1 protein-coding gene is annotated in these 249 nt (G+C 67.1%); it reads right to left on the bottom strand.

All coding sequences use genetic code 11. The features are described 5' to 3' along the window. Nucleotides 1–52 precede the first annotated feature (52 nt). Nucleotides 53–249, bottom strand: a 197-nt coding sequence (locus H7U37_RS15455) for an S-layer homology domain-containing protein (protein WP_204876071.1), incomplete at its 5' end; no start/stop codon positions are given.

The following is a 249-nucleotide window of genomic DNA, read 5'->3' as shown; positions in this document are numbered from 1 at the left end:
GGCGGCTCCGCCGTTTACCGGCTCTCAGCCTGCCTTACGGCAGCTCCGCTGTTCAGCCGATCTTGCTGTAGTTGTAGAGCATCTGGGCCACTTCCGCACGGGTCGCGCTACCCTGCGGGTCAAGCACGTTGTTCCCCTTGCCGGAGATCACGCCGTTGGACACCGCCCAGCGCACGCCCGCGGACGCCCACTCGGACACCTGATCCGCGTCGCTGAAGCTCAGCGCCTCCTCGCTCACCTCGGGGCTTC

Source organism: Pseudoflavonifractor phocaeensis (genome assembly GCF_016901735.1).
Taxonomy (GTDB): Bacteria; Bacillota; Clostridia; order Oscillospirales; family Oscillospiraceae; genus Pseudoflavonifractor_A.
The sequence above is the reverse complement of the archived record's forward strand: the minus strand, read 5'-3'. Positions and strand labels throughout refer to the sequence as shown.